The organism is Bradyrhizobium hipponense (assembly GCF_008123965.1).
In the GTDB taxonomy this organism is placed as follows: Bacteria; Pseudomonadota; Alphaproteobacteria; order Rhizobiales; family Xanthobacteraceae; genus Bradyrhizobium; species Bradyrhizobium hipponense.
This window is the reverse complement of the sequence record NZ_VSTH01000170.1, coordinates 1-2,890: the sequence shown is the minus strand read 5'-3', so window position 1 is coordinate 2,890 and position 2,890 is coordinate 1. Positions and strand designations below refer to the sequence as shown.

Here is a 2,890-nt window from a genome sequence, read left to right as displayed (position 1 = left end):
GCTCGGCAGCCTGCCCCTGCTTCTCTGAAACGAAGCAAAACCGCCGACGAAAGCCTCGCCGGCGGTTTTGTGTCTGCTCGGACCTCTTACGCCACGTGGACGGCGTTCGCAGCAGGTATGCCCGTGCTGATATGGGCAAGATCGACCGCATGAGCAGCCGTGTTGTCAGCTGAGTAGTACAGCTCATTCGTAGTGGTGTTGAAGAAGAAGTTCGTACCCGCGAAGGCGCTGTCGTGCGTTTGATCGCCTGCACCTGCCGTACCTGAGTTGAACGTGACCGCCAGGGCGGTATCGATCGTCAGGTTCAGGTTGGCAACATCTACCACGATGCTGTCACCGGCGTTGAAACCGTTGATAATATCGTGACCGTTGGCAGCGGCGGTGCTGTTCAGGACAAAGGTGTCGTTCCCGCCGTTGCCGGTCAGATTGTCGTCTCCTGCGCCCCCGACGAGGGTGTCATTGCCGATACCGCCATTCAAGGTGTCATTCCCGCCGCCACCGACCAGAATGCTACTGCCGGGAATGGCAGTAAGTGTATCGGCAAACTCAGATCCAATGATATTCTCGACCCCCTTGATCGTATCACCCGTCGCTCCGCCCCCAACAGCAGCCGCAATTGCGTCAGTCTCAACAGTCAGATTGACGGTCACACCCGTACTTGAATTGTGATAGTCGACGGTGTCGCCCAATCCCGTTCCGCCAGTTATGACGTCGTTCGCGCTACTGGCGACAATGACCTCAGGGGTGGTCGTGCCGGTCAGATTGGTACCTGTCCCGAGTAGGGAAACGTTCAGATTGTCTGGACTTGTGTAAGTATCCCCGTCGCCATCAGTTACGCTCAACGCAAAATTGAACGCAGTGTTAGCGACAGTCGTTGTTGTTGTCTGATTATAAGTAAGAGACAGCAAGACAACTTTCGGGTCATCACCTGCCGCACTCGCGATGTTCGTCACATCCGCTTCGTAGAAGTTCTGGAATGCATTCGACCCGCTCCCCGTCCAGTGAGCCGCGTCGATGTTGAGGACCGTACCGTCAGGCTGCGAGATGTCCTCGGTTGCCAACAAGTGATGAAAATTGTCGTAGAGCTTGACCTGGAAATGTTCGCTCGTATCGTTATTTCCCTTGCCTATGTCGACGGCGACATGGCTCTGCTGTGACAGGAACGTGAATGTAATGGTGTCCGTGACGTCAAGATTGCCGTCATTGACACCCATACCGTTGGCGTTTTTGAAAATCCTGTTTCCGGTATTAGGATCGGTATTGCCCGTGAAGCCGTCAATGATCAGGGGAAAAGCGCTGCTCGGAGCGACTGAAGCAGTATTTTGCCCCCCCACGTACGATCCCACACCGGCAGCACTAACCTCCACGAAACCACCATTTCCGTTGGGTATGCCATTGACGGCATCGAACGTTGTGGTGGTTGTAGATGTAAGAGTGTTGGTATCGAGATGGAACGTGTAAGTCCCATCGATATTCACCTTCAGCTCAAAGAATGCAGTATCCGCATTCGCATTCGTAAATGCGAAGACTTCTCCGGTATGTGTGGCCGGATCATAGGTGGTGTATTCGTAGAACGTGTAGGATGACGTTCCATTATTCACCACGACTTGTTTGAGATCCTGACCCATCACCACGTCAGGTGCATCCGTCAACGTATACGTAATTCCGTTGATAGTACCGGTCGCCAAGGCCACGCTGATTGGAGAAGTTGCGTTCGCGCCATCAGCTCCGAAGACCGGCTGCCACGTACCGTCGGCCTGAGTGTCGCTCAGGTTCGGCATTATCGCGTCCTGGATCGCCGTGATCGTCGGACCGTCATCGTAGAAGTTTACCGTCAGCCCGCTGGCGGACGTGTGTGTGGCAACATCGCTATCCCCGTCCGTCACCGTCTGCGTCACGTAGATCACGTTCGACAGCGACTTGAAATCGTCCGGCGTCCCCGACAGGTTGTCCTGCTTCAGCGCCTCATACAGCGCCACGTCCAGCTTGTTGCTGCCATCCAGCGCGACCGCAAACGCAACCGTTCCCGCGGCGTTGAGCTCGCGGCCGACAATCAGGTTGCCTTCCGTGAACAGGAAGATCTCATTACCCGTCGCTGTCGCTTTGAAGCCGGAATCCGCCCCGTTGAACGCACCGCCCGCCGAGTCCGTCAGCGCATACGTCACTGACCCAGCGCCGTCGGCGCCAAACGAAGAGGCGTCGGTCAGCACCGCACCCGCCGACTGTGCCCACTGGATCGGCGTTGCAGCAATCGATGAGAACAGACCCGGCACCACACCGCCCTGGTCGTTCTGCTGCAGCCCGGCCGTCTCGTCGATCGAGACCGCCGTCACGCCAGCCGTAAACCCGGCAGCCGGGCCGTCGTCATGGAACGACAGCGCCGTGGCAATGTTGATGCTGTCGTGGGTGGTCGCGGTGTCGAGGTCCTTGTCCGTGATCGTGTCGGTCCGCGTCAGCGTGATCAGGTCCGCCGACGACAGCGTCACCACGTCGTCCGGGTTGCTCGCATCGGGATGCGCCAGCGCATGGATCTGGTCCAGCGTCACGTTGCCCGAAGCATCCACGCTCACCCGGAAGTCGATCGTGCCCGACGCATCCGGCGAGCCGCTGGAGCCCACCCGGCCCACAACGTCCGCCCCGTCCGTGTACAGGTAGATGTGCTGCCCGGTCGCAACGTCGATCAGGCCGGAGTCAGCCCCGACGCTCTTGATCGTCAGCGCATAGGCCGAGCTGGTCGTGCCGGCGCCGTCCGCACCGTAGTTGCTGCTTACCGTGAAGTTGTCGGCAAAGTTCGCCGTCGCGTCGCCCGCCAGGTTGGTCTCGTCGACCACCAGCGCATCCGCCGCCACACTCGCCGTCACCGTGATCGACGGGCCGTCGTCATGGAACG

At 58.6% G+C, this 2,890-nt stretch carries 1 protein-coding gene; it reads right to left on the bottom strand.

The window, feature by feature from the left end:
• Window positions 1-86: 86 nt before the first annotated feature.
• Window positions 87-2,890 (bottom strand): DUF5801 repeats-in-toxin domain-containing protein (locus FXV83_RS44525; RefSeq protein ID WP_283811744.1); only part of this gene is annotated, 2,804 nt, incomplete at its 5' end.